This is a genomic window from Paraburkholderia aspalathi (genome assembly GCF_900116445.1).
Lineage (GTDB): Bacteria > Pseudomonadota > Gammaproteobacteria > Burkholderiales > Burkholderiaceae > Paraburkholderia > Paraburkholderia aspalathi.
In genome coordinates, this window is sequence record NZ_FPBH01000001.1 from 379343 (window position 1) to 402474 (window position 23132).

At 62.2% G+C, this 23132-nt stretch carries 23 protein-coding genes; 11 read left to right on the forward strand and 12 right to left on the reverse strand.

What is annotated here, in order from left to right; translation table 11 throughout:
- The first annotated feature begins 204 nt into the window (after positions 1-204).
- The 10 genes from BM438_RS01715 to BM438_RS01760 all read left to right on the forward strand — a co-directional run bounded on the left by BM438_RS01715 (position 205) and on the right by BM438_RS01760 (position 7922).
- Positions 205-1119 (forward strand): LysR family transcriptional regulator, encoded by a 915-nt coding sequence (locus tag BM438_RS01715; RefSeq protein ID WP_093632614.1) that lies wholly within the window; start codon positions 205-207, stop codon positions 1117-1119.
- A 118-nt stretch (positions 1120-1237) separates the two neighbouring features.
- Positions 1238-1975 carry an RNA polymerase sigma factor gene (locus BM438_RS01720; protein ID WP_093632615.1) on the forward strand — a complete coding sequence of 246 codons (738 nt, stop codon included), beginning with the start codon at positions 1238-1240 and terminating at the stop codon, positions 1973-1975.
- Positions 1965-2894: an anti-sigma factor family protein gene (locus tag BM438_RS01725; RefSeq protein WP_093632616.1), complete on the forward strand. Its 930-nt coding sequence runs from the start codon at positions 1965-1967 to the stop codon at positions 2892-2894. The genes BM438_RS01720 and BM438_RS01725 overlap by 11 nt, the downstream gene beginning before the upstream one ends.
- Positions 2895-3141: 247 nt before the next feature.
- On the forward strand, positions 3142-3516 hold the full coding sequence (gene rpsF / locus BM438_RS01730; RefSeq protein ID WP_006048823.1) for a 30S ribosomal protein S6: 375 nt from the start codon (positions 3142-3144) through the stop codon (positions 3514-3516).
- 51 nt (positions 3517-3567) lie between these two features.
- Positions 3568-3867, forward strand: a complete 300-nt coding sequence (gene priB / locus BM438_RS01735) for a primosomal replication protein N (RefSeq protein ID WP_028196682.1) — start codon at positions 3568-3570, stop codon at positions 3865-3867.
- 2 nt (positions 3868-3869) lie between these two features.
- The gene (gene rpsR, locus BM438_RS01740; protein ID WP_007182109.1) at positions 3870-4145 is read left to right on the forward strand and encodes a 30S ribosomal protein S18; all 276 of its coding nucleotides are present in this window, start codon (positions 3870-3872) and stop codon (positions 4143-4145) included.
- A gap of 27 nt (positions 4146-4172) precedes the next feature.
- The gene (gene rplI, locus BM438_RS01745; protein WP_054034563.1) at positions 4173-4625 is read left to right on the forward strand and encodes a 50S ribosomal protein L9; all 453 of its coding nucleotides are present in this window, start codon (positions 4173-4175) and stop codon (positions 4623-4625) included.
- A 146-nt stretch (positions 4626-4771) separates the two neighbouring features.
- A complete protein-coding gene (locus BM438_RS01750; RefSeq protein WP_063495982.1) occupies positions 4772-6157 on the forward strand; it encodes a replicative DNA helicase in 1386 nt (461 codons plus the stop codon).
- Between the two features lie 128 nt (positions 6158-6285).
- Positions 6286-6912 carry a DUF47 domain-containing protein gene (locus tag BM438_RS01755; RefSeq protein ID WP_012432805.1) on the forward strand — a complete coding sequence of 209 codons (627 nt, stop codon included), beginning with the start codon at positions 6286-6288 and terminating at the stop codon, positions 6910-6912.
- Positions 6912-7922, forward strand: a complete 1011-nt coding sequence (locus tag BM438_RS01760; RefSeq protein ID WP_093632617.1) for an inorganic phosphate transporter — start codon at positions 6912-6914, stop codon at positions 7920-7922. Before BM438_RS01755 ends, BM438_RS01760 begins: the two co-directional genes overlap by 1 nt.
- A 118-nt stretch (positions 7923-8040) precedes the next feature.
- Here the strand turns inward: BM438_RS01760 and BM438_RS01765 are convergent, their stop codons facing one another.
- The 12 genes from BM438_RS01765 to BM438_RS01825 all read right to left on the reverse strand — a co-directional run bounded on the left by BM438_RS01765 (position 8041) and on the right by BM438_RS01825 (position 21401).
- Positions 8041-8847 carry an SDR family oxidoreductase gene (locus BM438_RS01765; protein ID WP_093632618.1) on the reverse strand — a complete coding sequence of 269 codons (807 nt, stop codon included), beginning with the start codon at positions 8845-8847 and terminating at the stop codon, positions 8041-8043.
- Between the two features lie 170 nt (positions 8848-9017).
- Positions 9018-10262 carry a C40 family peptidase gene (locus tag BM438_RS01770; RefSeq protein WP_093632619.1) on the reverse strand — a complete coding sequence of 415 codons (1245 nt, stop codon included), beginning with the start codon at positions 10260-10262 and terminating at the stop codon, positions 9018-9020.
- A gap of 205 nt (positions 10263-10467) precedes the next feature.
- The gene (locus BM438_RS01775) at positions 10468-12342 is read right to left on the reverse strand and encodes a PhoH family protein (protein ID WP_093632620.1); all 1875 of its coding nucleotides are present in this window, start codon (positions 12340-12342) and stop codon (positions 10468-10470) included.
- A 347-nt stretch (positions 12343-12689) separates the two neighbouring features.
- Entirely contained in the window at positions 12690-13151 is a 462-nt protein-coding gene (locus BM438_RS01785) for a peroxiredoxin (protein WP_054034536.1), read from the reverse strand.
- Positions 13152-13304: 153 nt separating this feature from the next.
- Complete coding sequence (locus BM438_RS01790) at positions 13305-14198, reverse strand: polysaccharide deacetylase family protein (protein WP_093632621.1); 894 nt, start codon at positions 14196-14198, stop codon at positions 13305-13307.
- Between the two features lie 10 nt (positions 14199-14208).
- Positions 14209-15255, reverse strand: coding sequence for a bifunctional UDP-4-keto-pentose/UDP-xylose synthase (locus BM438_RS01795; protein WP_093632622.1), 1047 nt, complete (start codon positions 15253-15255; stop codon positions 14209-14211).
- A complete protein-coding gene (locus BM438_RS01800; protein WP_093632623.1) occupies positions 15252-16199 on the reverse strand; it encodes a formyltransferase in 948 nt (315 codons plus the stop codon). Before BM438_RS01800 ends, BM438_RS01795 begins: the two co-directional genes overlap by 4 nt.
- On the reverse strand, positions 16196-17239 hold the full coding sequence (locus tag BM438_RS01805; protein ID WP_093632624.1) for a glycosyltransferase: 1044 nt from the start codon (positions 17237-17239) through the stop codon (positions 16196-16198). The genes BM438_RS01800 and BM438_RS01805 overlap by 4 nt, the downstream gene beginning before the upstream one ends.
- A 6-nt stretch (positions 17240-17245) precedes the next feature.
- The gene (locus BM438_RS01810; RefSeq protein ID WP_093632625.1) at positions 17246-18397 is read right to left on the reverse strand and encodes a DegT/DnrJ/EryC1/StrS family aminotransferase; all 1152 of its coding nucleotides are present in this window, start codon (positions 18395-18397) and stop codon (positions 17246-17248) included.
- Between the two features lie 257 nt (positions 18398-18654).
- Positions 18655-19026: an SMR family transporter gene (locus BM438_RS01815; RefSeq protein ID WP_054034531.1), complete on the reverse strand. Its 372-nt coding sequence runs from the start codon at positions 19024-19026 to the stop codon at positions 18655-18657.
- Positions 19027-19051: 25 nt separating this feature from the next.
- Positions 19052-20815: a glycosyltransferase family 39 protein gene (locus tag BM438_RS01820; RefSeq protein ID WP_093632626.1), complete on the reverse strand. Its 1764-nt coding sequence runs from the start codon at positions 20813-20815 to the stop codon at positions 19052-19054.
- Between the two features lie 211 nt (positions 20816-21026).
- Positions 21027-21401: an Mth938-like domain-containing protein gene (locus BM438_RS01825; protein ID WP_093632627.1), complete on the reverse strand. Its 375-nt coding sequence runs from the start codon at positions 21399-21401 to the stop codon at positions 21027-21029.
- A gap of 422 nt (positions 21402-21823) precedes the next feature.
- On the opposite strand from BM438_RS01825, the gene BM438_RS01830 reads away from it, so the two are divergent.
- On the forward strand, positions 21824-23071 hold the full coding sequence (locus BM438_RS01830; RefSeq protein WP_093632628.1) for a pyridoxal phosphate-dependent aminotransferase: 1248 nt from the start codon (positions 21824-21826) through the stop codon (positions 23069-23071).
- The last annotated feature ends 61 nt before the right edge of the window (positions 23072-23132 follow it).

Here is a 23132-nt window from a genome sequence, read left to right on the forward strand (position 1 = left end):
TCTTGGGTGGGCGAATAGGTCGGCTGACGAATTCGCTGACGGATATGCAAACCAAAGGTGTTGTTCGAACTGTAGGCTTCACCTAAAGGTTTGATAAGATCAGTCCGGGTCGCTTATTTCGAAACAAAAAGTATGGAATGGGCCTGGTGGTAGGAGAGGGGCACAAGGCGGTTGCAACCCGCTTGCGTGGGACCGGAGACAAAAATGGACCGCTTCAAACAAATCGAAACTTTCGTGCGCGTCGCCGATGCGGGCAGCCTCGCGGCCGCGGCGCTGGAGGAGGGGGTGTCGCCGGTGATTCTCGGGCGCCGCATCGACGCGCTTGAAAAGCGCCTCGGCGTGAAACTGATGTACCGCTCGACGCGGCGCCTCGTGGTCAGCGAAGAAGGCGCGGCGTTTCTCGAGCGCTGCCGTGGCCTGCTCACCGAGTGGGATCAGGCGGAAAACGAATTGAGCGCCGGACGGCGCGCGGTGAACGGTCATCTGATCGTGTCGGCGCCGGCCGCGTTCGGGCGCAAACATGTTGCGCCGCTTGCGCCGGCTTTTCTCGCGGATAAGCCGGAATTGCAGGTGTCGTTCAACCTGACCGATCGGGTCGTGGACCTGGTACGCGAGGGGTACGACTTGTCGATCCGGATCGGCGGCGCGGTCGATCCTAATTTCGTCGCGGTAAAGCTGGCGTCGAACCGGCGCGTGGTGTGCGGTACGCCAGAATATTTCAAGAAATACGGCAAACCCAAAACACTCGAAGATCTGCCGCAGCACAATTGCCTCGCGTTCAACTTGCAAGGCGGCCAGAACCGCGGCTGGTACTTCCGCCGCAACGGCAAACTAGCGACGGTGCGGGTAGGCGGCACGCTCGACTGCAACGACGGCGAGTTGTTGCACCGCTGGGTGTCAGAAGGGCTCGGGCTCGGCTGGCGCTCCACGTGGGAAATCCAGCAGCAACTGGCGCGCGGCGAACTGGAAACCGTGCTGGATGAATACGCGCTGCCCGACTACGACATTCTGGCGGTCTATCCGCAGCAGCGTTACGTGCCGGCCAAGGTGCGCTACTTCATCGACTACCTGAAAGAGGTGTATGCCAGCGAGGATTACTGGAATCGTCCGACTTACTGAGTGCGGGCTGACGGTAATTTTTCGCGGATTTCACGCGAAGCCGGGAATAAACTTGGTATGCAGCCGGTCATGTTGGATGACGAGTCAATAGCTTAGCCGCAATGCCCGGAGGGCCGAGGTGGGTCAACCCGATTCAAATGCCGCCCGCGCGCACGATGGCGCCGATGCAGCGAGGAACCGCCGTTTTCAGGAATTGGCGCTCCCGCATCTCGACGCCGCGTACAACCTTGCGCGCTGGCTGTGCGGTAACGCCAACGATGCCGACGACGTCGTGCAGGAAGCATTCATGCGCGCGTTTCGTTTCTTCGACACGTTCCGTGGCGACTCCGCGCGACCGTGGCTGCTGGCGATCGTGCGCCGCACCTGGTACACGGAATGGCGGCGGCGGGCGTCGTCGCACGAGGTGGTCGAGTTCGACGACACGATGGACGAGGCGACCTTCGACGGCTGGAGCACGGGCGGCGCGGATCCGCAGACGCTCCTGATCCGCGACGAAGACACGAAGCTCGTGCACGAGGCGCTGGCGCAGTTGCCGGTCGAGTATCGGGAGGTGCTGATCCTGCGGGAGCTTGAAGAAATGGGTTACCGGGAGATCGCGATGGTCGCCGATGTGCCGATCGGCACGGTGATGTCGCGACTCGCGCGGGGCAGGCGCAAGCTGGCCACGCTGCTGATGGCGAAGCAGGGTGGTGGCCTTCCGGGAGGTGGAAGTCCGCCGCGAGCAACACCGTCGGGTACCTCTGCGGCGCCCACGGCTTCTGTCACACCACTCCGGGCGGCCTCCAACGGCCGTCCATCCAACAACCCCGGCGCGAGTGCTGCCGGCTTAACTCAGGAGACGCCAGATGGACTGTAACGAAGCGCGGCCGCTCCTCGATGCGAACGCCGACCACGAATTGCCCGCGCCGGATGCACAGCGCGTCCAGCAGCATATCGAGAGCTGCGACGCCTGCCGGCGCGAAAGCGAAAACCTGCATACGTTGAGCGCCTCGCTGCGCGCACAGCCTTATTACCGGGCGCCGGATGCCCTGCGGGCGCGGATTCTTGCTGCCCTCCCGGAGGGTGACGTGGCCGCTGACGAGCCTATCGAAGCCCCGCGGGCCACGGCACAGCCGAGGCCGAAGCGCAGTTGGCTGGGCAACTGGCTGAATGGCTGGCTGCGTCCGCAAGGTGCGATGGGACGGCCGGGCGGCGGCGTAGGTTCAGGCTCAGGGGCAATGATCGGGCAGGGCTGGCTCGTCGCGCTGGTGGTCGCGCTCGGTGCGGTGGCGGTGGGCGTGACCATGAGCCAGCATCGTCCCGCGCAAGGTGGCGGGTTCTCCGATGAACTGGTCGAAAGCCATGTGCGGGCGCAAATGTCCGGCCACGACATCGACGTCATTTCGACTGACCGGCACACGGTCAAGCCATGGTTCAACGGCCGGATCGACTATTCGCCGCCGGTCGAGGACCTCGCGGCGAGCGGTTTTCCGCTTGAAGGCGGCCGGCTGGATTACATCGCGCATCAGCGGGTGGCGGTGCTGGTGTACCGCTATCAGAAGCACATCATCGACGTCTATGTGTTTCCGGAAGCGCACTCCGCCGATGCTGGACCAGAAGCCGCCGCCGGGCTTTCGATGGCGCAGACTCGCGAGGGTTACTCGCTTGCGCACTGGAACGCGCAGGGGATGACCTGGTGGGCGGTCACCGACGCCGCGCCGGACGCGCTCAGTGGGCTCGAAAAGGCGCTGAAAGCCCGTCTGGCGGGCGGCAGCGAGCAGACCGAGGGGGGCTGAGCGGGCTTCGTGTGCGCGCTCCGGGCGTGATTTTCCCGGGCGCGCACGCGTGGCGGCCTTGCGTTCCCGTTTGTTCCCCGTTTATCCGCTTCGTCCTAAACCCTTGAAAACACACCCGATTCGGGCGCCGGATTAACGGGATATCTTGCAACCCGGTCCTAATCGGGTTACACTCTTTGGCTTCTCACTTGCCACACCGGTTCAGACGCCCGGGTGGCTCTAATCCACAAGTCCACAAGGAGTGTGTATGCGTCATTATGAAATCGTCTTTATTGTGCACCCCGATCAGAGCGAGCAAGTGCCCGCCATGATCGAGCGTTACAAGAGCACGATCACCTCGCACGGTGGCCAGATCCACCGTATCGAAGACTGGGGCCGTCGCCAACTGGCCTACATGATCGAGAAACTCGCGAAGGCTCACTACGTCTGCATGAACATCGAATGCGACCAAACCACGCTCGACGAGCTGGAACACGCATTCAAGTTCAATGACGCGGTTCTGCGTCACCTGATCGTCAAGATGAAGAAGGCCGAAACCGGCCCGTCGCCGATGATGAAGGAAGTGCAGCGCGAAGAAGCCAAGAAGTCGGCTGCTACGCAACCGTCCGAAGCGCAGGCTTAAGACACACTATTTAAGCTACCAGACGAAAGCGTCGCTCTCGCCAAAGGCTACATGAATCGGCTGCAACTTACGGCCAGCGTCGTTGAACGCGAACCGGTGCGGTATACCCCCGCCGGCGTTCCGATTGCAGGCTGCACGTTGCACCACCGCACGGAAGTCGTCGAAGCCGGTATTGCCCGGCAAGTCGAACTGACCATGCAGGCGGTAGCCGCAGGTGAGGCGAGCGGTAAGCTGGAAGGCTGTCAGATGGGCGTAGAAACGCTCTTCACAGGCTTTCTGGCGAAAAAGCACCGCAACGCAAGAACTCTGGTATTTCACATCACAGAATTGCAGGACATTGGAAAGGACTGAACATGCCCCGCCCGACTGGTAAGAAATTCGACAAGCGTCGTCAGCAACAAAATCCGCTCTTCAAGCGCAAGAAGTTCTGCCGTTTCACGGCCGCTGGCGTCGATCACATCGACTACAAGGACCTCGAAACGCTGAAGGACTTCATCGGCGAAAACGGCAAGATCACGCCGGCGCGTCTCACGGGTACGAAGTCGCACTATCAACGCCAGCTGGATACAGCAATCAAGCGCGCACGTTTCCTCGCGCTGGTGCCGTACACCGACCAGCACAAGGCCTAACCCGACGACGCGATAAGGAGTATCCGAATGCAAATTATTCTTCTGGAAAAAGTCGTCAATCTGGGCAACCTGGGCGATATCGTGAAGGTCAAGGACGGTTACGCACGTAACTTCCTGATCCCGAACAAGCAAGCTCGCCGTGCAACGAAGGAAGCCCTGGCCGAATTCGAAGTTCGCCGTGCAGAACTGGAAAAGATCGCCGCTGAAAAGCTGGCTGCCGCTCAAGCTCAAGGCGAAAAGCTGGCAGGCTCGACAGTTCAGATCAATCAGAAGGCTGGCGTCGACGGCCGTCTGTTCGGTTCGGTGACGAACGCGGACATCGCTGACGCACTGGTCAAGCAAGGCTTCGCAGTGGAAAAGGCGCAAGTGCGTCTGCCGGAAGGCCCGCTGAAGCTGGTTGGCGACCACGCTGTTCAGATCTCGCTGCACACCGACGTTCTCGTCGATGTCAACGTGGCTGTGATCGGCGAACACGTCTAAGCATCAGTTAGCATCTGCCAGGTTGTTACTGGCAAAAGGCAGGGGCCGGGTGACCGGCCCCTGCCTTTTTTTGTTGCCCGTTTCCGATGTATCGAAGTATCGGTTTTGATTTCCCTCCGCGCGCATTTACCCGATAATTCCTCTCCATGAACGCACCGTCCAAAGATCCCCAAATCGAGTCGCTGAAAGTCCCGCCGCATTCGATCGAAGCCGAGCAGTCGGTGCTGGGCGGCCTGCTGCTCGACAACGCGGCATGGGACCGCATCGCCGACTTCCTGTCGCAGAGCGATTTTTACCGATACGACCACCGCATCATTTTCGAGCACATCGGCAAGCTGATCGCGGCGACGCGTCCGGCCGACGTGATTACCGTGTACGAGGCGCTCGGCACCTCGGGCAAGGCGGAAGAGGTCGGCGGTCTGGCGTACCTGAACGCGCTGGCGCAGAACACGCCGAGCGCGGCCAATATCCGCCGCTATGCGGAAATCGTGCGCGATCGCGCGGTGCTGCGCCGTCTCGTATCCGTGGCCGACGAAATTTCCGCCGACGCTTTCAACCCGCAGGGTAAGGAAGTCCGCCAGTTGCTGGACGAAGCCGAATCGAAGGTGTTTTCGATTGCTGAAGACGGCGCGCGTGGTACGCAGGGCTTCCTGGAGATCGGGCCGCTCCTGACCGAGGTGGTGGAGCGGATCGACACGCTGTATCACACCGCGAATCCGAGCGATGTGACGGGCACGCCGACTGGCTTCGTCGATCTGGATCGCATGACTTCGGGCATGCACGGTGGTGAGCTGATCATCGTGGCAGGGCGCCCGTCGATGGGTAAGACGGCGTTTTCGATGAACGTCGGCGAGTATGTGGCGGTCGAGTATGGCCTGCCGGTCGCCGTGTTCTCCATGGAAATGCCGGGCTCGCAGCTCACCATGCGTATGCTGGGCTCGGTCGGCCGGCTCGACCAGCACCGTATGCGGACTGGGCGTCTGACTGACGAGGATTGGCCGAAGCTCACGCACGCGGTGCAGAAAATGAGCGAGGCGCAGATTTTCATCGACGAAACCGGTGGTTTGAACCCGATGGAACTGCGCTCGCGCGCGCGTCGACTGTCGCGCCAGTGCGGCAAGCTGGGCCTGATCATCATCGACTATTTGCAGCTGATGAGCGGTTCGTCGTCGGGTGAAAACCGTGCGACCGAAATCTCGGAAATCTCGCGTTCGCTGAAGAGTCTCGCCAAAGAACTCGACGTACCCGTGATCGCCTTGTCGCAGCTCAACCGGGGTCTAGAACAGCGCCCGAACAAGCGGCCGATCATGTCCGACTTGCGTGAATCCGGCGCTATCGAGCAGGATGCGGACGTCATTCTGTTCATTTACCGCGATGAGGTCTACAACCCGGACAGCCCTGACAAGGGCACGGCGGAGATTATCATCGGTAAACAGCGGAATGGTCCGATCGGCCCTGTTCGGCTCACGTTCCACGGCCAATTCACGAAGTTCGACAATTTTGCCGGCGCGCAGAATTTCTACAGCGAGTAGAGACACAACTGCGGAGATAACTGTTGGGACTGTTGTAACGGTGCTTTCAAAAGTGCGGCATCGATCCCGGAACGGTACAATGTGGCGGTTTTATGTCAGCCATAATGTGACCAATTTTCGGGATCCCAATGTTCGGTCGATTCATGCCCACCGAGGGCAAGTTCTTTGAAATTTTCAATGCGCACGCAACGTGCATCGTCTCAGCAAGCCGCGAACTCGAACTGCTGATCGACAACCTGCAGGACGCCGAGACCCACAAGCAAAACGTGCAGAAGGCCGAAAAGGCCGCTGACAAGCTCACGCACGAAACCATCGACCTGCTGCACAAGACCTTCATCACGCCGCTCGACCGCGACGAGATCCACAAGCTGATCACCACGATGGACGACATCCTCGATCTGATGGAGGACGTCGCCACCGCTATCTCGCTGTACGACGTGCAGGCGGTGACCTCCGAGGCGAGCCAGTTGGCGCATATCTGCACGGCCACCTCCGAGCGTGTGCAGTTCGCCGTCAGCCTGCTGTCGGACATGAAGCAGGCGAGCCAGATCCTGAAGGCGTGCGAGGACATCGACCGTCTGGAATCGGAAGCCGACCGCGTGCTGCGCTCGGCAATGTCGAAGCTTTTCCGCGAAGAAGACAACGTCAAGACGCTGATCAAGCTGAAGGCCATTTACGAACTGCTCGAAACGATCACCGACAAGTGTGAGGACGTGGCGAACATCATCGAAGGCATCGTGCTGGAAAACGCATAATGCAATCGATACAACTCGCTATCTGGGTCGTTGCCGGCCTGGTCGCCGTCGCGCTGATTTTCGACTTCATGAACGGCTTCCACGACGCGGCGAATTCGATCGCCACGGTCGTGTCGACCGGCGTGCTGAAGCCGCAGCAGGCCGTGGCCTTCGCGGCGGCATTCAACGTTATCGCCTATTTCGTGTTCCACCTGAAGGTGGCGCAGACGGTCGGCAAGGGCACGATCGATCCGAATATCGTTGACCACTACGTCATTTTCGGCGCGCTGGTCGGGGCGATCGGCTGGAACATCATCACGTGGCATTACGGTATTCCGTCCAGCTCGTCGCATGCGCTGATCGGCGGCCTGGTGGGCGCGGCGCTCGCCAAGTCGGGCTGGGGTTCGCTCAACATCGACGGGTTGATGAAGACGGTTGCCTTCATTTTCGTCTCGCCGCTGCTCGGTTTTGTGCTTGGCTCGTTCTTCATGCTGGCGGTGTCGTGGATGTACTTCCGCACACCACCGAGCAAGGTCGACCGACGCTTCCGGCGTCTGCAACTGGTGTCCGCAGGCTTGTACAGCCTCGGCCACGGCGGTAACGACGCACAGAAGACCATCGGCATCATCTGGATGTTGCTGATCGCGACCGGCTACGCGTCGTCGATCGCGGATGCACCGCCGCTGTGGGTGATTGGTGGCTGCTATCTGTCGATGGGCGTTGGTACGTTGTTCGGCGGCTGGCGGATTGTCCGTACGATGGGCCAGAAGATCACCAAGCTGAAGCCTGTCGGCGGTTTCTGCGCCGAGGCGGGTGGGGCGATTACGCTCTTCACCGCGTCGTGGCTCGGCATTCCGGTGTCCACCACGCATACGATTACCGGCGCGATCGTCGGTGTCGGCGCGACGCAGAAGTTGAGCGCGGTGCGTTGGGGAGTAGCGGGCAACATAGTCTGGGCGTGGATTCTGACGATTCCGGCTTCCGCAGCGCTCTCCGCGGCTGCCTGGTGGCTCGGCCATCGCTTCCTGTAAATGCAGTGCGGACGACAAAGGCCGTCCGCGCGTTTTCAGGCTTCAAAGCTCTGTCTCGGAGCCCGGCGCCAAAAGCACCGGGCCTCACACCCCTAAAGCTGCAAATAAAGCGCGCCGCTCAGATCAGCGGTGTGCTGCCTCCATCCATCGGGACGATTGCGCCCGTCACATAGCTCGCGCGGCGGCTCGCCAGAAACAGCGCGACGTCAGCGATTTCCTCCGGTTTTGCATAGCGTCCGAGCGGCACCTTGGCCTGCCCGCGCGCCAGCGCGTCCGCGTTTTCGATGCCTTGCTGCGACGCTTCCAGCCTGACCGCTTCTTCGACGCGTTCGGTCAGTGTTGAACCCGGATTGATTGCGTTGATGCGGATGCCGTAGCGCGCGTAGTAGTGGGCGAGGCCGACGGTGGCCAGCATCAGCGCGGCGTTGGCGGCGCCGCCGGCGATATGGATGTCGCTAGCGATTTTGCCGCCCATGCCGATGATGTTGACGATCGTGCCGGGTGCGGCGCCGTCGCCGGCCTTGACGCGCTCGGCCATGCGCCGCAGCACTTCCTGCTGCGGGTAGATGTAGGGGAAATACTTGGCTTCCATGGTCGCGCGGAACGCGTCGGCGTCCAGCGTTTCTGGATCATAGCGGCGGGCTGCGCCGGCGCTGTTGATCAAGATGTCGATGGGTCCGACGGCGGTGCTGACTTCCTCGACGATGTCCGCAGCACTGTGCGGTTCGTGCAGGTCGGCACGGGTGCGATGCACGTGCAGACCCTCCTGCTTTAACTGTTCGTAAGCGCGCGCGAGGTTGGCGGGGTCGCGCGAAACGATCGCGACTTTTGCGCCCTCGAGGGCGAACGCCCGGGCGCAGGCGAACCCGATCCCTTTGCTGCCGCCCGTGATTAACACCACCTTGTCATTCAGCCCGAGATCCATCTTTATCACCCGCTGTCGGAAGAATATCGATGACGATAGCAGATCGGCAGCGCAGCGGGGATGGGCAGAGTCGAGGTGAGGAGTGTGCGCGCTACCGGGAGACTGAATTCGGGCGGCACGGTCATCGCTATGAGTGACGAGCCGTGCGTCACGCGCCACTGACTGAATCGTTAGTAACTGCCGTTGGCGAAGCGCGCGATCGGGTCGTCGGTGGTTTGCGTCGGGGCAGGGATGCCACGCGCTGCTGTCGAGGCGCGCATGATCTGCACGCCCGCATTCCCATCGGCTTGCTGCGCTTGCCGAGCCTGGCGCACGGCGACGGAAGCGGGAGGAGGCGGCTCGAACGCATCGGCAGCGGCGTCGATCGGATCAGGCGTACGAGCTGTAACCGTTGGCGGTTCAGTACGCGCAGCCGCCGTCTGCTGATTCGCTGAGCCGGCAGCAGCGTCATACGTATTCGCCTGAGCGGCCGACACAGACCCGGGAGACACCGCGCCTGCCGCACGCGCTTGCATCTGCGCGGCGCTCATACCAGGCGGCGGGGGTTCGAACGGATCAGCTAGCGGTGCCGCAGCCGCGGCCACCGTAGGTTGACCGCTTGCAGTCAGCGGCGGACGAGTGGTTGCCGCGACACGCGCCGTTTGCTGTGGCGCCACAGGGTCCGCGGTATAACTCGAAGCTTCCGCCGCAACAGGAGCTCCCGCATAGCCCGAAGGTCGCGTCGCCGCAGAATTCGCGGAGTAGCCCGAAGCTTGCGCCGCCACCGCGACACCTGCATAAGCCGGTGCCGACTGAGTCTGAGCCACCGGCGCGACACGCTCGGGTTGAGGCGCCGCAGCCTGATAGCTCGGCGTATCGAACGGCGCCGGTGTCGCAGCCGGCGCTGCTACCCGACGAATACCGTCGAAGCGCTTGGCCCAATAGGGATTGGTCAGGTAGTCGAGCCGCACGGTGCCACCTGTCGACGGCGCGTTGACGAAGCGCAGCTTGCCCACATAAATGCCGACGTGCGAATGCGCGCGTCCGGTGGTGTTGAAGAAAATCAGATCGCCCGGCGCAATTTCATCCGGTTCGATGGATTCGCCGCGGCCGCTCATATCCGCCGTAGTCCGAGGCAGATTCACGGAAGCGGCGCGCGATACCACATAGCGAACCAATCCGCTGCAATCGAAGCCGCTATCAGGCGTATTACCACCCCAGCGGTATGGAATGCCGACCAGACTCATCGCCTGGATCGAGATTTCCTCGCGCCCGATGCTGTGGTCGACGAAATTCGGGAAGCCCGGCGGCGGCGCATGATAAGCGCCGTTCGTAACCACGACAGATGAACCCGGCCCGCGCGACGTCTTTTGCGGCGCACCGGCGCAAGCGGCGAGCAGCAAAACGGTCAGCAGCGAAAAGGCGAGTCGGCGCATGAAGACGAAGGGAGCGGTAAACGCTCGTTTAATGGCGGACGATTTCCGGATGGTAGCCCGTCGAACCTGGCTCAGGCAAGAATTCTTGATAACTTACTTGAAGTTTGTGCGCTAAGTGTTGCCCAGCGGGAACGCGTGCCCAATAAAAAAGCCGCGTCCGGGCTGACCCGGACGCGGCTTCTAGCCGAAGCTAAAGCATTGAAACTTAAAGGATCTCCGACGCGTAATCCGCCAGGCGCGAACGCTCGCCGCGCGCCAGCGTCACATGCCCGCTGTGCGCCCAGCCCTTGAAGCGGTCGACCACGTACGTCAAGCCCGAACTGCCTTCTGTCAGGTAAGGCGTATCGATTTGCGCGATATTGCCGAGACAAATGATCTTCGTGCCCGGACCCGCTCGCGTGACCAGCGTCTTCATCTGCTTCGGCGTCAGGTTTTGCGCCTCGTCGATGATCAGATACTTGTCAACGAACGTACGGCCGCGCATGAAGTTCATGCTCTTGACCTTCAGGCGCGAGCGGATCAGCTCCTGAGTCGCGGCGCGGCCCCATTCGCCGGCGGCATCGTCGGTTTTCTGCAGGACTTCGAGGTTGTCGTCGAATGCACCCATCCAAGGCTGCATTTTTTCCTCTTCCGTACCCGGCAGAAAGCCGATGTCTTCACCGACCGGCACCGTGGCGCGCGTCACGATGATCTCGTTGTAGCGCTTGTCGTCGAGCACCTGGGCAAGACCAGCCGCGAGCGCGACCAGCGTCTTGCCGGTACCGGCCTGACCCAGCAGCGTAACGAAGTCGATCTCCGGATTCATCAACAGGTTCAGCGCGAAGTTCTGCTCGCGATTGCGCGCCGTGATGCCCCACACGTTGTTCTTGTGGTGGCCGTAGTCGCGCAAGGTCTGCAGCAGCGCCGTCTTGCCGTTCAGCTCGCGTACTAGCGCATGAAACGTCGGCTCGCCGTTCTGCGGCTCCAGATAGACGAATTCGTTGACCAGCATCGAGGCGCAGAGCGGTCCCGTCACGCGGTAATACGTGGTGCCAGTTTTGGTGTCCTGCCAGCTCTCCATGCCCTTCGCGTGCTTGGTCCAGAAATCCTGGGGCAGCGCGCGGATGCCCGAGTACAGCAGATCGCTGTCTTCGAGCACCTGGTCGTTGAAGTAGTCTTCCGCGGGCAGGCCGAGTGCATGCGCCTTGATCCGCATGTTGATGTCTTTCGACACCAGCACGACCTGGCGATCCATCCGGTCGCGCTGCAACGCCCGCACCACGCCGAGAATCTGGTTGTCGGCCTTGCCATCCGGCAGGCCTTCGACCGGCTCGATGGCGTTGAGCTTGGTCTGGAAGTACAGGCGTCCGGACGCCTCACGGCTGCCGAGACGCGCCAGCGAAATGCCGTCAGAGATGTTGCCGGCGTTCGCCACCAACGCGTCCAGCGTACGACTCACCTGGCGAGCGTTACGCGCGACTTCGGACATGCCCTTCTTGTGGTTGTCGAGTTCTTCCAACGTCATCATCGGCAGATAGACGTCGTGTTCCTCGAAACGGAACAGGCAGCTTGGATCGTGCATCAGCACGTTCGTGTCGAGCACGAAAAGCTTCTGCATTTCGAGCGGGTCGGTGGACGCGCCGCGCTTCTTGCTGGTGCCGCGCGTGCTGGGTGCCACGGCTGCGGGCGTGCTGGCGGCCGGGTCTTTCGCGCTTGGCGCGCGCGCGACGACCGGCTGCGATTTGGCCGCAGGCGTAGGAACGACTGCCGGCTCGGCTTGCGGACGGGCAGCGGGAACCGGTTGCAGCAATGCGGCGGTCTGCTTCGATTTGCGTCCACGCGCCGGTGCAGCTTGCTCGGCGGATGCAGACGCAGCAGGGGAGGCCGACGATGCCGGCACGGGCCGCAACGTGGTCGCGGCATTGGCGGCGTGCGCCATCGGTGTGGCGACGTTCGCGCGGCCGTAATCGGCCGACTCTGCTGATTCCCCTCCGACTGCCTGTTTCTTCGCGGCGGAGCGCGCCGGCGTGGCGGCTTTGGCCTTGTATTCGTCAGGCGGCAGGAGATTGCCGAGCTTGCTGGGGGGGGTAGGCAAAGGCATGGTTTCCCTCGAATTAATCGGGTCACATTTCGTGCGCCGCCTGTCGCATTCTGCCGGTGCCAGTGAGTGCGCACGCAGTTTGCGCCCGGAGGCGCGCATTCGGTCTAGAGATGCCGGTTCGCCTGGTTTTCGATCGGCTCCTTAACGGAAGCGCGTGGCCGAGTGAACGCACGGCTTAGCGCAATTAAAAAAGCCGCCGCCCCGGCGTACGGGACAAGCGGCTCGCCTTCGGTTATCGCGTTGCGCCTCATGACTTCGACGGAGCCGATAAAACGGCCGTCAAGTCCGGCGCAGCGACGAAAAGTGTGGGGTGGACAGGCACTCATTGGAAACCAATATAACGCGCCTCAAAGCGCTTGTACAGCCTCCAGAATGTCATCGACATGCCCTGGCACTTTCACGCCACGCCACTCCTGGCGCAGCACGCCTTCGGCGTCGATCAGGAACGTGGAGCGTTCGATCCCACGCACTTCTTTGCCATACATTTTCTTCAATTTCATGACGCCGAAGAGCGCACACAAGGTTTCTTCGGGGTCCGAGATCAACGGAAACGGCAGTTCGAGCTTTGCCTTGAAATTGTCATGGGAGCGCAGGCTATCGCGTGACACGCCGAGAATTTCCGCGCCGGCTTTCTTGAACTTTGGATACAGATCGCGGAATTGCAGACCTTCGGTCGTGCAGCCCGGCGTGTTGTCCTTCGGGTAGAAATACAGCACCACCTTCTTGCCCCGCAGCTTGGACAGCGTGATCTCGCCACCGGTTGCGGGGGCGGTAAAGTCGGGGATGGGTTGGTCGACTGCGATGGGCACGAGGTTCTCCGGTTGTTATGGCCGACGCCGCAGCATTTGCACTTGCAACTGCTGCGGCGTCGGCCTGGCATCGAGGCTTTCGGGGAGGGCGACTGGCGCGTGTGGTGGTCGCTCGCGCGGCCTGGTCGTCAGTGCCGGCGAGAGATTGGCCAGTCAGGGCTGGACAATCAACTCGCCGGAGCGACCTGGAATTTCGCCCCACGTAACAGGGTACGATGGCAGCGTGCTGCGGTCTAGCGTGGCGTAGTAATCACCCATGGTCGCGAAGGTATGACCTTGCGCCCGCCAGCCTTCCAGCAGCTGTTCGAAAATCGGCGCGAGCTTTTGTCCTTCGAGCTCCGCGTGCAGCGTAAACACCTGATCGTGCGGATTGTTTTCGGTGTGCTTCAACATCCATGCGGCGACGGTGTGCTCGTCGACCCCATCCACACCCAGCACTTCGTCGAGCGTGGGCAGCGTGGTGGGCATCTGTACGTGCGACAGTTGCCGGCCGTCGACCATCGGCAGATACGGCGAGTGGCCGCGCCCGTCGGACGCGTAGCGCATGCCCCACGCGTCGATCTGCTCGAACGCATGTCCGTTCATCTGCCAGCCCGCCGCACCGTGCGTGACGGGCGGCGCGCCGAAGATCGCGACGAAGCGGTTGAAGCTCTTCTGCATCTGCTTCTCGGTCCACTCCTGATCTTGCGAACGCACGTTGTCCTGCCAGTACACGTGGTCCCAGGTGTGGATGCCGCATTCGAAACCGGCCTCGTGAATCGCGCGCATTTCCGCGGCAGTTTTCACGCCGATATCCGGACCCGGCAGCAGCACGCCGTACATCAATTGCCTGATGCCGTAATGTTCGACCACCGAGGTACGCGACACCTTCTTCAGAAAGCCCGGCCGCAACACGCGGCGCATCGCCCAACCGGTGTGGTCGGGCCCGAGGCTGAAGAGGAAAGTGGCGCGCGCCTTGAAGCGGTCGAAGATGCGCGCGAGATTCGGCACGCCTTCGCGGGTGCCGCGCAGCGTGTCGACGTCGATCTTCAGGACGATACGAGCCAAGGATCAGGCCTTATTGTTGTTCGACGAGGGCGCGCGCTTCGGCGACATGGCCACGATACGCTTCGAAAATCTTGCGCAGCGCTTCGTCGAAGGTCGACTTCGGCGCCCAGCCGAGTTCCTGCATCGTGTTGTCGATCTTCGGCACGCGGTTCTGCACGTCCTGGTAGCCCGCACCGTAGTAGGCGCCCGAGGACGTTTCGACCAGCTGCACCTTCTTGGCCAGTTCGGCGTATTCCGGGAATTCGGCGGCCAGCGTCAACATCTTGTGCGCGAGCTCGCGCACCGAGAAGTTGTTGGTCGGGTTGCCGATGTTGTAGATCTTGCCCGTGGCGACGCCGTCCTTGTTCTCGATGATCTTCATCAGCGCGCCGATGCCGTCGTCGATATCCGTGAACGCACGCTTTTGTGCGCCGCCGTCCACGAGGCTGATGTTCTCGCCGCGCACAATGTGGCCGAGGAACTGCGTGACCACGCGCGAGCTGCCTTCCTTCGGCGTGTAGATCGAATCGAGGCCCGGGCCGATCCAGTTGAACGGACGGAACAGCGTGAAGTTCAGGCCTTCCATGCCGTAACCCCAGATCACGCGGTCCATCAACTGCTTCGAGCACGCGTAGATCCAGCGCGGCTTGTTGATCGGGCCGTACGACAGTTGCGACTCTTCCGGATCGAACTGCTCGTCCGTGCACATGCCGTAGACCTCGGAGGTCGACGGGAACACGAGGTGCTTACCGTACTTGACGGCCGAACGCACGATCGGCAGGTTCGCTTCGAAGTCGAGTTCGAACACGCGCAGCGGTTGCTTCACGTACGTGGCGGGCGTGGCGATCGCGACCAGCGGCAGGATCACATCGCACTTCTTGATGTGATATTCCACCCACTCCTTGTTGATCGTGATGTCGCCTTCGAAGAAGTGCATCCGCTCATGGTTGATCAGGTCACCCAGACGTTCGGTCTGCATGTCCATCCCGAAGACTTCCCAATCGGTCGTTTCGAGAATGCGTTTGGACAGGTGATGGCCAATGAAGCCGTTCACACCCAGAATCAGGACTTTTTTCATGAGTAACGGGGAGTTTCGAGGGGAGTTTGGATGAGCCGGGCGAATTCGGACGGGGTAACGACGGTTTCGCTGCCGTCGTGCAGGTGCCGCAATTCGTGGATGGCGATCGAGCGACCGTCGCCGCATATCGCAAAAACGGCATTATCGCTTACGTGCAGGCCCGGGGGCAAATCCGAGCGAAGCGCGCCGGGCGCGGCCAGACGCGCACGGGCGATGATGAAACGGCGGCCTTCGAGATCCGTAAACGCGCCGGGATAGGGCGGCGCGACCGCGCGGATCAGGTTGTAGACCTGCTGCGCGGCTTGCGTCCAGTCGATCCGGCCGTCTTCGGGCTTGCGCCCGCCATAGTAGCTGCCGTGCGTCAGATCGTTCGGCAGATGCGGCGCTTCGCCCGCGAGCAGCGCCGGGAGCACGCGCCACAAAGTCTGTTCCGCGGCCACCGTGACCTTGTCGAACACTTGCGCGGCGGTGTCGTCGGGCAGGATCGGCACCGGCGTTTGCGCGATGATCGCGCCCGCGTCGGGTTTGGCGGCCATTTCGTGCAGCGTCGCGCCGGTTTCGGTTTCGCCGTGGATCACCGCCCAGTTGGTCGGCACGCGGCCGCGGTACTTCGGCAGAAGCGAGCCGTGCATGTTGTAAGCGCCCCGAGCGGCGAGCGCCAGCAGGTCGACCGGCAACATGTGGCGGTAGTAGAACGAGAAGATGAAGTCCGGGCGCGCGGCGCTCACCGCGGCGCGCAGTTCCGGGTTCTTCGGATCGGCCGGCGTGACGACGGGAATGCCGTGCTCGGCCGCAACCGAGGCGACACTGCCGAACCAGATGTTTTCGGTCGGGCTGTCCTCATGCGTGACGACCAGCGCCACGTCGACGCCACGCGCGAGCAGCACCTGCAGGCAGCGCACGCCGACGTTGTGATACGCGAAAACGACGGCGCGCGGCTTCATGGATTTGGGTCCTGATCGATCAGCGGCGCGGCCTGCACGGCTTGCACAACCGCCTGACGCGGCGCTTCGGTCACGGTGGTGCCGTCGCGCTGCTCGAGAATCGTCTGCACCAGATAACGCGGACGCGCGCGCACCTGCTGATAAATCCGGCCGATGTATTCACCCAGCAGGCCCAACGCGAAGATGATCACGCCAAGCAGGAAGAAGATGACAGCGAACAGCGTGAACACACCTTGCACTTCCGCGCCGATGATAAAGCGCCGAATCAGCAGCAGCACGAACAGCGCCGCGGATCCGAGCGACAGGATCACGCCAATGAACGATAGCCATTGCAGCGGCACTACCGAGAAACCGGTGACGAGGTCGAAATTCAAACGGATCAGCGAATACAGTGAGTACTTCGACTCGCCGGCAAAACGCTCTTCGTGCGCGACTTCGATCTCGACCGGATTCTGCGAGAACGTGTACGCGAGTGCCGGAATGAAGGTGTTGATTTCACCGCAGCGATTGATCGTGTCGATGATGTGCCGGCTGTACGCGCGCAGCATGCAGCCCTGGTCGGTCATCTTGATGCGGGTGATGCGCTCGCGCAGACGGTTCATTGCGCGCGACGCCTTGCGGCGCCACAAGCTGTCCTGGCGTTGCAGTCGGATCGTGCCGACGTAGTCGTAGCCTTCGCGCATCTTGTTGACCAGCTTGCCGATTTCTTCCGGCGGATTCTGCAGGTCGGCGTCGAGCGTGATCACGATCTCGCCGCGCGATTGCTCGAAGCCCGCCAGAATCGCCATGTGCTGGCCGTAGTTGCCGTTCAGCAGAATCACACGGGTCGTGTCGGGCCGGGCGCGGAACTGATCGGCGAGCAGCGCGGGGGATTTGTCGCGGCTGCCGTCGTTGATGAAGATCACTTCATAACCGGTGCCGAGCGCGTCAAGCGCCGGGTAGAGTCGCGCGAACAGCGCGGCCAGCCCGGCCTCTTCGTTGTACACCGGGATGATGATCGACACTTCCGGTGCGACGGCGCGATGTTCCGAATAAATCATTTCCGCTTATTTTCCGTATTGTTCGCAAATTTCATTGACCGCGCGGCAGACCCGCTCCACGTCGCCCTCGTTCATCAGCGTGAACAGCGGCAGCGTGACCGTGCTGGCGCCATAGCGCTCCGCGTGCGGGAACATGCCCTCCTTGAAGCCCTTTGCGCGATACAGCGAGAACAGATGGATCGCCGGGTAGTGCACGCCCGAACCGATGCCGCGTTCCTTCAACTGACCCATGAAGCCGGCGCGGTCGATCGAGAGTTTTTCGAGCGGCAGCGTGATCAGGAACATGTGCCAGTTGCTGTTTTCAAAATCCGCCAGCGGCAGGCCGACGCCCAGTTTGGCCGCCGCGCCGCCTTCGAAGCCCGCGAAGTACGCGCGCGCCAGTTTCTTGCGCTGCGCAATGAAGCGTTCGAGATGCGGCATCTGGCCAAGGCCGACGCGCGCGGCAACGTCCGTCAGGTTGTACTTGCCGCCGAGCAAGTCGCAGTCCATGCCGTCAAAGCCGGTGCGGGTGATGCCTTGCAGGCGGTACTTCTGCGCGAGGATGGCTTCTTCCTCATTGTTCAGCACCAGTGCGCCGCCTTCGATCGAGGTCAGATTCTTGTTCGCGTGAAAGCTGAACGAGACGATATCGCCGAGCTTGCCGATGCGCTCGCCTTTCCACGTCGAGCCGAACGCCTGCGCTGCGTCTTCGATCACGCGCAGCTTGTGGGCGCGGGCAATCTCGTACAGCCGGTCCATGTCGACCGGCAGGCCCGACAGGTACACCGGAATGATCGCTTTGGTGCGCGGCGTGATGGCCTTTTCCAGCAGATCCAGGTCGATGTTGCGAGTCACCGGATCGATGTCGACGAACACTGGCGTCGCGCCGACTTCGTAGACCACATTGCTGGTCGCAACCCACGAGGCGGGGGTGGTGATGACTTCGTCGCCTTCGCCCACACCGGCGATGCGCAATCCGATTTCGAGCGTCGCAGTGCCGGAGTTGAAGGTGCGCACCGGACGGCCGCCGCAGAACTCGGACAACGCCGCTTCGAACTTCTGGTTCTGCGGGCCGGTGGTGATCCAACCGGAGCGGAGCACGTCGGCGACGCCCTGAATCGTTTCTTCATCGATCTCAGGTTTGACAAACGGCAAAAACGGGACTGTTGACTGGCTCATGAATGCTTCGCTCGATTGAAAGGGGCGCAACCCGAAGGGCGCGAAGTAGATCACAAACTACGCGCAAACCCAAGGCCACGACTAAAAAGGGCGCAACCGCCAAGCTTACCGCGGCCAAGCTTACGTTTTACTTAGCCGGCGGCGGTGCCCGGCTTACCGCATCTTTTTCCGCCGGCATTTTCGCGGCGCGTGCATCGGTGCAGCGCAATAAACGGTAATAAATCGTGCCCGGCACAGCGCTGCCGGGGCCGTGCCGCCTAGCTGCGCGCCAGGACGACCACGCCGATCAGGATGACGCCGATCCCCACCAGCTTCTGCACCGACATCACTTCGCCGAATAGATACCACGCCGCGAACGCGTTGACGACGTATCCGAGCGACAGCATCGGATAGGCGATCGACACGTCCACCCGCGAGAGTCCGATCACCCATACGCCCACGCTGATCACATAACAGGCTAGCCCGCCGATGATCGGCGGTTGGGTCGCGAGGCGAAAGGCGATGGGCAGGATGTTCGCACGGGTGAATTCGAAGTGTCCAACGGCATTCGTTCCGGCTTTGAGCAGCAACTGCGCACCGGCGTTCAACGTGACGCCTGCGAGGATACAAAAGAGCGAAATCGGGTTCATCGAACGGTCAGTTCCTGAGATGGGGTCATTGTTGTGGTTTTTCCACTGGCGCGGGTGCGTCGGGCGCCGGTGCGTTCTGCGTCGCCCCGCCGGATGCGGGCGCGGCCACCGCCGCGGGCTTCGCCACCACCACCCGGCGGGAGTCGCGAGCGATCACCTGCATCGGCAGCCCCTCTTTGAGCAGCCTGTCGTAAGTCGACGGCGGGATCAGCGCGAGCGCATAGCGATCGGCCTTCCAGCGCTCGACCCACGCGTCGACCGTCGGCACCCATTTCTGCGGTTCGACGGATATGCCGAACGCCAGTTCGTCCGGATGTTCGACCATGATCATCGTGTGGTCGACGTAGAACGGCATCGTATGATCGAGCACGCCGACCGAATAGAACGGCGTATCGGCCGGCAACTTCGCGATCTCGGCCTTGATCGCGGGCGCGAGCGGCGCGCCGGAACTCAGGCGGCCGAACACGTCGTGACCTGTGCCTGCGATTGTGCCGAGCAGTAGCCATGCCGCGCCAAAGCTCGCGACAGCGCCAAGCGTGCCGGCGCGGCTGCGGCGGTTCAGCCACAGCGCGAACAGCGTGACCACGAAGGCAGCGCCGAGGGCGGCCAGCACCCAGGTGCGGTATTCGACGTACAGCTCGGTCGGGTTGCGCGCGTTGCCGAAGCGCGCCATGAACAGCGCGGCAAACGCGGCCACGACGAGAAATAGCGCATAGCCGGCCAGATGGCGGCGCAACTGGTCACGGGTGACGAGCGGCAGGTACATACCGATCACCAGGGCAATCGACGGCGCGATCGGCAGCGTGTACGAGAGCAGCTTGGAGTGCGATGCGCTGAAGAACAGAAAGATGAACGCGGTCCACACCAGCATCAGCGTGACCGGCGCGAAGCCGTTCGGCTGGCGCGGCAGGCGCCACGCATGGCGCACGCTCTGGAAGGTCACCGACAACCACGGCAGGAAGCCGACCAGCAGCACCGGCACGAAATAGTAGAACGGCCCCGGGCGGTTCTGTTCAGGCGTCAGATAGCGCTTGAATTGTTGAACGATGAAGAAGAAGTTCAGGAATTCCGGGTTGCGCTGCTGCACCAGCACGAACCATGGCGTGACGATCGCGAAGAAGACGATCAGGCCGCCGATCAGATGCAGGCGCTTCCATACGGCCCAGTCGCGTGCGACGAGGGTGTACAGCACCAGCACCGCACCTGGCAGGATCACGCCGACGAGGCCCTTGGACAGTACCGCCAGCGCCATCGCCCCCCAGCACACCCACATCCATGCCCGCACGTTGGCCGTCGGCAGGTTGGCGCGCTGCGCGAGCAGCAGCGCGCAGAGCGTCAGTTCCATCCAGAACGACAGGCCCATGTCGAGCGTGTTGAAGTGGCCCATCAGGTTCCAGTACGGCGACGTGGCCAGCACGATCGCCGCGAACACGCCGGTCGCCGCATTGAACACGCGCGCACCGGTGAAACCGATCAACAGCACGCCGGCAAAGCCCGTCAGCGCGGTGTAGAGGCGCGCCTGCCATTCGCCGATGCCGAACCACGCGAACGTGAGCGCGTTGAGCCAGGTTTGCAGCGGTGGCTTCTCAAAATACTTGTAGCCGTTGTAGCGCGGCGTGATCCAGTCGCCGGTGACGAACATTTCGCGCGCCATTTCGGCGTAGCGGCCTTCGTCGCTCGGCAGCAGATGCCGCCAGCCGAGCGGCACGAACCAGATTACGGCGAGGGCCAGCACCAGCAGCAGGATCGTGGTGCGGTTGAGCGGTAGCCTCGTCGGCGTATCGTTCATGAATTTCAACCTTGTTGGCGACGCCGCGTGGGCAGCGAGGCAGTGTTATCTGAAAATGGCGATCGCCAGCATGGCGCCAATGGCGCGCAGTGTACGTTATCGGCCGTGGCGCGGCGAGGGCGCGCGGCCGGTCCGGCGATGCGCACGCGGCGGCTGCCATGCCTCGCGGCCGCTGTCGGCACGTCAGGCAAACGCTCGCTGCCCGCCGCCTCTAGCCTTCGATCAGCAACGCGGCCGCGACCTTGCGGCCCTCGGCCATCAGAATGTTGTAGGTGCGGCAGGCGGCCTTGAAGTCCATCGTTTCGACGCCGATGCGTTTGGCGGTGAGCGCGGCGGTCAGGCGCGGATGGGGAAAGCGCAGGCGCTCACCGCTGCCGAATATGACCACTTCGGGCGCGGCGTCCACCAGCATGGCGAAGTGCTCGGCGCTCAGGTCTTCGAACGAGGAGACGGGCCAGGGGATAACCGGGGCTTCCGGCAGCAGGAGAATGCTGCCGGCGTGGCGCACCAGATTGATTTCGACATAGCCGGCGCCGTAACCGGTGACAGTATTGAGGGCGCCGCTGGAATCCTGATGTAATTTCAAATTCGTTTTCCGAAGTCGTCGTGAGACATCATGCGTGTTGGCGGCCTGACCTGGCAGAACGGAAGCAGGGCGGTTTGACGCGAGTGGGACACGCGAGTGGCACAGCGAGTGACACAGAAGCGGCCGAAAAGCCTTGCCGTTGCGGTTGGTGCATTGCGGAAGTCGGCCAAAATCCGCTAAATTATAACTTTTTAGCCGCCTTGCGGCGCCCCTCGCTCGAGTGCCCCCTCATGTGCTGTCATAAGCCGCCCTGAGAGGACGGGCGCGGCCCATCGGCTACCTGCCCTGGTTTTGCCTGCATTTCGTCTGCTTTTCTCGTCTCTGGCGAGCGTGCCGCGTCATAATTCCCCGTATCGGCGGACTTGCCCGGGTCCCGGTTTTTCCGCCCCCGCTTGTTCGCCCAAGCCCATCAACAGGATGAAGTGCCCGCCGTGAAACCGATTCTCAAATCCAACAAGTTGTTGAATGTCTGCTACGACATTCGCGGGCCCGTCCTCGAACATGCGAAGCGCCTCGAAGAAGAGGGCCACCGCATCATCAAGCTGAACATCGGCAATCTCGCGCCGTTCGGCTTTGACGCGCCGGATGAAATCATCCAGGACATGATCCTGAATCTGCCGGGCTCGTCCGGCTACTCGGATTCCAAGGGTGTGTTCGCCGCGCGCAAGGCGATCATGCATTACACGCAGCAAAAGGGCGTGCACGGCGTCGAACTGGACGACATTTACATCGGCAACGGTGCCTCCGAGCTGATTGTGATGGCGCTGCAGGGCCTCCTGAACGACGGCGACGAAGTCTTGCTGCCCGCGCCGGACTACCCGTTGTGGACCGCGGGCGTCAGCCTTTCGGGCGGCACGCCGGTGCATTACATCTGTGACGAATCGAATAGCTGGATGCCCGATCTGGACGACATTCGCGCGAAAATCACACCGAATACGCGTGCGCTCGTCGTCATCAATCCGAACAACCCCACCGGCGCGCTGTACTCGGACGAACTACTGCTCGGCCTGATCGAGATCGCCCGCCAGCATGGCCTCGTGATCTTTGCCGACGAGGTCTACGACAAGATCGTCTACGACGGCAAGAAGCACACGTCAGTGGCTGCGCTCTCAGAAGACGTGCTCACTGTCACATTTAACAGCCTCTCGAAGAGTTACCGTTCGTGCGGCTACCGCGCAGGCTGGATGTTCATTTCGGGCCTGACCGGCGAGAATCGCCGCAATGGCAAAGACTACTTCGAAGGGCTCGGCATTCTGGCCTCGATGCGGCTGTGTCCGAACGTGCCCGGCCAGTACGCGATCCAGACCGCGCTCGGCGGCTATCAGAGCATCAACGACCTGATCGTGCCGAGCGGGCGCCTGTACAAACAGCGCGAACTCGCGTATGACATGCTGACGGCCATCCCCGGCGTGAGTTGCGTGAAGCCCGAGGCTGCGCTGTATATGTTCCCGCGCCTCGATCCGAAGATTTATCCGATCCAGGACGACCAGCAGTTCATCCTCGACCTCCTGCTGGAAGAGCGCGTGCTGCTGGTTCAAGGCACCGGTTTCAACTGGAAGACGCCGGATCACTTCCGCGTCGTGTTCCTGCCGAACGTGGACGACCTCGCGGATTCGATCAACCGGATCGCGCGCTTCCTCGACGGCTACCGCAAACGCCACACGGCTTGAGATGGACGGCGCGCCCGGCGCGCGCCGCTGTCGGCCCCAGTTTCCTTTTAATCCCTTACTC

Excerpts from the sequence above, each read along its gene's own strand:
- BM438_RS01715 (WP_093632614.1), top strand. The coding sequence starts at position 205 with ATGGACCGCTTCAAACAAATCGAAACTTTCGTGCGCGTCGCCGATGCG.
- BM438_RS01725 (WP_093632616.1), top strand. The coding sequence starts at position 1,965 with ATGGACTGTAACGAAGCGCGGCCGCTCCTCGATGCGAACGCCGACCAC.
- rpsF (WP_006048823.1), top strand. The coding sequence starts at position 3,142 with ATGCGTCATTATGAAATCGTCTTTATTGTGCACCCCGATCAGAGCGAG.
- priB (WP_028196682.1), top strand. The coding sequence starts at position 3,568 with ATGAATCGGCTGCAACTTACGGCCAGCGTCGTTGAACGCGAACCGGTG.
- rpsR (WP_007182109.1), top strand. The coding sequence starts at position 3,870 with ATGCCCCGCCCGACTGGTAAGAAATTCGACAAGCGTCGTCAGCAACAA.
- rplI (WP_054034563.1), top strand. The coding sequence starts at position 4,173 with ATGCAAATTATTCTTCTGGAAAAAGTCGTCAATCTGGGCAACCTGGGC.
- BM438_RS01750 (WP_063495982.1), top strand. The coding sequence starts at position 4,772 with ATGAACGCACCGTCCAAAGATCCCCAAATCGAGTCGCTGAAAGTCCCG.
- BM438_RS01755 (WP_012432805.1), top strand. The coding sequence starts at position 6,286 with ATGTTCGGTCGATTCATGCCCACCGAGGGCAAGTTCTTTGAAATTTTC.
- BM438_RS01760 (WP_093632617.1), top strand. The coding sequence starts at position 6,912 with ATGCAATCGATACAACTCGCTATCTGGGTCGTTGCCGGCCTGGTCGCC.
- BM438_RS01765 (WP_093632618.1), bottom strand. The coding sequence starts at position 8,847 with ATGGATCTCGGGCTGAATGACAAGGTGGTGTTAATCACGGGCGGCAGC.
- BM438_RS01770 (WP_093632619.1), bottom strand. The coding sequence starts at position 10,262 with ATGCGCCGACTCGCCTTTTCGCTGCTGACCGTTTTGCTGCTCGCCGCT.
- BM438_RS01775 (WP_093632620.1), bottom strand. The coding sequence starts at position 12,342 with ATGCCTTTGCCTACCCCCCCCAGCAAGCTCGGCAATCTCCTGCCGCCT.
- BM438_RS01795 (WP_093632622.1), bottom strand. The coding sequence starts at position 15,255 with ATGAAAAAAGTCCTGATTCTGGGTGTGAACGGCTTCATTGGCCATCAC.
- BM438_RS01800 (WP_093632623.1), bottom strand. The coding sequence starts at position 16,199 with ATGAAGCCGCGCGCCGTCGTTTTCGCGTATCACAACGTCGGCGTGCGC.
- BM438_RS01805 (WP_093632624.1), bottom strand. The coding sequence starts at position 17,239 with ATGATTTATTCGGAACATCGCGCCGTCGCACCGGAAGTGTCGATCATC.
- BM438_RS01810 (WP_093632625.1), bottom strand. The coding sequence starts at position 18,397 with ATGAGCCAGTCAACAGTCCCGTTTTTGCCGTTTGTCAAACCTGAGATC.
- BM438_RS01815 (WP_054034531.1), bottom strand. The coding sequence starts at position 19,026 with ATGAACCCGATTTCGCTCTTTTGTATCCTCGCAGGCGTCACGTTGAAC.
- BM438_RS01820 (WP_093632626.1), bottom strand. The coding sequence starts at position 20,815 with ATGAACGATACGCCGACGAGGCTACCGCTCAACCGCACCACGATCCTG.